Annotated in this window: 6 protein-coding genes and 1 pseudogene; all 7 read left to right on the plus strand. The window is 28.3% G+C overall.

What is annotated here, in order from left to right; all coding sequences use genetic code 11:
• Positions 1–518: pseudogene (locus BP769_RS06405) on the plus strand (hypothetical protein); the annotation flags it as partial.
• Positions 519–636: 118 nt separating this feature from the next.
• A complete protein-coding gene (locus BP769_RS06410) occupies positions 637–1,140 on the plus strand; it encodes a hypothetical protein (protein ID WP_413828813.1) in 504 nt (167 codons plus the stop codon).
• Positions 1,141–1,176: 36 nt separating this feature from the next.
• Positions 1,177–1,800 (plus strand): energy-coupling factor ABC transporter permease, encoded by a 624-nt coding sequence (locus tag BP769_RS06415; protein WP_413828811.1) that lies wholly within the window; start codon positions 1,177–1,179, stop codon positions 1,798–1,800.
• 18 nt (positions 1,801–1,818) lie between these two features.
• Positions 1,819–2,310, plus strand: a complete 492-nt coding sequence (locus BP769_RS06420; RefSeq protein ID WP_413828809.1) for a hypothetical protein — start codon at positions 1,819–1,821, stop codon at positions 2,308–2,310.
• Positions 2,311–2,340: 30 nt separating this feature from the next.
• On the plus strand, positions 2,341–3,048 hold the full coding sequence (locus BP769_RS06425; RefSeq protein WP_413828807.1) for a DUF2162 domain-containing protein: 708 nt from the start codon (positions 2,341–2,343) through the stop codon (positions 3,046–3,048).
• A gap of 60 nt (positions 3,049–3,108) precedes the next feature.
• Positions 3,109–3,771: a MotA/TolQ/ExbB proton channel family protein gene (locus BP769_RS06430; RefSeq protein WP_413828805.1), complete on the plus strand. Its 663-nt coding sequence runs from the start codon at positions 3,109–3,111 to the stop codon at positions 3,769–3,771.
• A 7-nt stretch (positions 3,772–3,778) separates the two neighbouring features.
• On the plus strand, positions 3,779–3,972 hold a 194-nt coding region (locus BP769_RS06435; RefSeq protein WP_413862312.1), incomplete at its 3' end, for a DUF2149 domain-containing protein.

Below are 3,972 nucleotides of genomic sequence, written 5' to 3' on the forward strand. Positions count from 1 at the left end.
CTAATCCAAATATTAAAGAAGGAAATAGTATCTTAGGTTCTGAAACTCGTTATATAACCCAAGAACAATTCAATTTCATTAAATCTGGAGGAGGTAAAGATACTAATGCAATTTCTTATCTTAAAAGTCTTCCAAATATGAGTAAACAAGACTTATTAGATTCTATGAAAAAGAATGATAATCAAAATAATGGTACTGTGATTGTTGATAATGGTGGATCTTCTAGTTCCTCTTCTAATTCAATCCAATCCAACCATGGTTCAAGTGCTTCTAACTCTCTAGGTTCTACTAGTGCTTCTAATTCCAATCTTGGTTCTTCTAATAATATTGGATCTAATAGTGTAAGTTCTTCTAGTTCATCTAGTTCTGATGCTAAAGGTGCAGCTTATGAGATTAACCAACAAGCTTCATCTAGTTCAGGTATTAATTCTAATAATTTAATTTATGCAATTATTTTAGTTTTAATTATTGGAGCATTTGCAGGTTTTGGTTTTATTAAAACCCGAAAAAATGAATAAATATTTTTAAAAATTTTATAAGTGAATTAATAATTATTTTTTTCACTTATAAATTTTTTTTTACTTTTTTTATAATTATTAAAAATTTTTTTTTATCAATAAAATAAAATATGGGGAGATGTTTTTTATAAAGAATTTGAATAAATTATCATTATTATTTATTATTTTAATTTTAAGTTTATGTATAAGTCTGAGTTTTGTATCAGCTCATCCAGGTCATGGTAGTGAATATGTTGAAGAAGTTTCAAGTGGCTCTTCAAGTAATTCAGGTGTTAATCATGCATCATCAGGCAGTAGTAGTTCTCATGCATCTGTAAGTTCTGGTAGTTCTCATGCTTCAATTTCCAGTGGTTCATCTTCAAGTAGTCTAGGTTCTAGTGATTCTACAAGTTCTAGTAGTTCAGGTTCTAACCCTTCAAGTTCTACAAGCCAAGTTGAATCAAGTGATTATTCAAATAATACAAATCTTACAGCTAATACTAGTGATAATCAATCTGTAAATAATAGTAATGGAAATAATGGGTCTGATTCTATTTTTTCATTAAATAATATTATATTATTAAGTATTGTCTTTATTGTTGGTTTTATTGGTGTTGTAATTTTATATAAATTTTTATTATGATTAAAATGTTTAATTATTAGGGAGGTTTAATTTTTTATGCATTTACCTGATGGTATAATACCTTTAGATCAATCTATTATTTATTGGATTATTTGTATAATTTTTATTGGTATTTTTCTCTATAAATTTAGAGCTAGTAAAGATTATACTCACAGACTAATACTTTTAGCTTTTTTTTCAGCTGCAGTGACAATATGTTCAGGTATTAGTATCCCTACACCTTTTGGTATTCCAGTACATTTCTTTTTAATACCTTTAGCTGTGTTAATTATGGGTCCTTATAGTGGTATTATAATTACATTTATAGCACTTTTAGTTCAAGCATTATTTTTAGGTATGGGTGGAATTGTATCTCTTGGTGCTAATGTATTAGTTATGGGTATTATTATCCCATTTATAGTGAGTATTTTTTATTTAATATTTAAAGATTTAAATGATAAGTTTGCAGTGTTTTTAGCAAGTTTAGCTAGTATTAGTTTAGCTAGTGTTTGTCAAATGTTTATAATTCTGATTTCAGGTTCTGGTAATTTTGAAATTTTAATAACAAGCCTTATTCCATTTTATATTCTTGTTGGAATTTTAGAAGGTCTTATGAATGTTATTATAATTTCTTTTTTAAGGAAAGTTAAGCCTGGGATTTTAGAATTAGATAAAGTTTAGTGGAGGTTTTAAGGTAGAATGAATTTCAAAAAAATTTTAATTATATTTACATTAGTATGTATATTAAGTGTTTCTAATGTTACAGCTCATGGTGTTGATGTAACTGATAATCATATGGTGATTGCTGATAATAATAATGGTGTTAATGCTAAAAATTTAGCTGATTCTAATAATATTAATATTAGTGTGTATAAATTCACTTCCTCAAGTGAAGTTGAGCATATACTATTGCATAGTGTAAATAATACAGATAAAAGAATTGTTGTTATAGCTTATCAAGATGAAGCACGTTCTATTATAAGTAAATATCCTGAATTAAAGGATCGAGTTTTTATTTCATCTGATAATGATGAGGATTTACTTAATGCAATGATGTTAGTTGATACTACTGATGATAATAAATCTAATAATGATAATGTTAATTTAGCCCTACCTTTAGTTGTAGGTTTGGTTTTAGGTCTTATTATTGGTTTAGGTGTTGGTGTATTTTTATCTCATAGGAAAAAGTAATAATATTTTTTTTTGGAGAAATGATATTTAATGGAAATTTTAAGTATTTTAATGCAAGTGGGAATATTATCTGCTGTTTTGGTTTTTGGTATTAAGGTAGGTTTGGCTTCTGGTTTGTCTAATATTTCTAAGAAGTATCTTGCTGGAGTATGTATTGGTTATGGTGCTGGGGTTTTAATATTGTCTAAGGTGGCGTCTTATTATACTAGTCAGTTAACTAATTTGATTTATACTTATAATTCTGGATTTTTTATTATAATGGCCGCTATTATGATTGTGGCAGGTGTTTTAACTATTCGTGAGTATAAGGTGCATAATAAGAATACTAGTACGGCTACTTGTATGGTTGTTATTGCTCCTTGTCCATGTTGTTTTGGAGTTATAATTGCAACTATATTATTACTTGCTCCTACTGTAAGTATTGGTGTATTTATTTTAAGTGAATATGTTGCAGTTGCATTAGTTGCAACTATATTAATTTCATATTTTGCTTCTAATACAATTGTTAAGTTTATTAAAAAACCTTACCCTATAATCTTAGGTAATTTTGAATTATTCCTTGGGGTTTACTTCCTATTATCTGCTATAGTTTTACCAAACATAGCAACTGCACTAAGTAAACAGTTTAGTGGAATTAACATCCAATCTTTTAATTCATTGTTCATGTTCATAGTCTTAGCACTAGTTTTAATAGTAATTGGATATTCTATGACAAAAAAATCTAGCTTATTAGATTAAAAAAAAAAATTTAAAAATTAAAAATTTATATTTAAAAAAAATTTTAAAGGTGAAAATTAAATGGTTTCAAGCATTCCTGGAAGTAGCTTTTTAACATCTGCTTTAGATGTTATTTCTCAAAGTTTACAGATTCCAGTTATTGTATTTTTATTATTATTTGCGATTATTTCAATTATAATATTAGGAGGTCTCATATCTGAGTATACTTCACGTAAGAAAGTTTCTATGAAAACTATGCGTGAACTAATTTATAATATAACAGAATCAGATAGTGTAGAGAGTATGAAAGAAGTTATTGCTTCTAGTAATATTCCTAAATCTCAAAGAAGGGTTTTGGATAAGATTGCTTCTTCTAGTTCTTTGACTAAGGATTCTCGTGTTGCTTTGGCTCGTAAGTTTATTGAAAATGAGGAGGATAGGACTGCGAAGTCTTTAGAGAAAACTGATATTATTACTCGTATTGGTCCTACTCTTGGTTTGATGGGTACTTTAATCCCTATGGGTCCTGGTCTTGCAGCTTTAGGAACAGGTGATGTGAATACTTTATCTCAAGCTATTATTGTAGCTTTTGATACTACTGTTGTTGGTATTGGTGCTGGTGCGATTGCTTACTTTGTCTCTAAGGTTAGAAGTCATTGGTATGAGGAGTATTTATCTAATCTTGATGCTTTAGCTGATGTTGTCTTAGATAAGTTGAATCATTTAAAATCCTATGGAAAGTGATTTTTTTATGGTTCGTGAGACTAGTCGTAGACGACGTAAACATGAAGAAGAAGATCCAATGGCTGGTGTAGGTAATCTTGTTGATGCTATGCTAGTTATTGCTGTAGGTTTACTTGTTTTCCTTGTTATGAGTTGGAACATGCAAAGTGTTGTTTTTAATGAGGATATGAGTCAAAGTCAAAAACAAGATGCTATGAATGC

The organism is Methanobrevibacter sp. UBA417, from assembly GCF_002508845.1.
In the GTDB taxonomy this organism is placed as follows: domain Archaea; phylum Methanobacteriota; class Methanobacteria; order Methanobacteriales; family Methanobacteriaceae; genus Methanobrevibacter_A; species Methanobrevibacter_A acididurans.

Excerpts from the sequence above, each read along its gene's own strand:
- BP769_RS06410 (WP_413828813.1), top strand. The coding sequence starts at position 637 with ATGTTTTTTATAAAGAATTTGAATAAATTATCATTATTATTTATTATT.
- BP769_RS06415 (WP_413828811.1), top strand. The coding sequence starts at position 1,177 with ATGCATTTACCTGATGGTATAATACCTTTAGATCAATCTATTATTTAT.
- BP769_RS06420 (WP_413828809.1), top strand. The coding sequence starts at position 1,819 with ATGAATTTCAAAAAAATTTTAATTATATTTACATTAGTATGTATATTA.
- BP769_RS06425 (WP_413828807.1), top strand. The coding sequence starts at position 2,341 with ATGGAAATTTTAAGTATTTTAATGCAAGTGGGAATATTATCTGCTGTT.
- BP769_RS06430 (WP_413828805.1), top strand. The coding sequence starts at position 3,109 with ATGGTTTCAAGCATTCCTGGAAGTAGCTTTTTAACATCTGCTTTAGAT.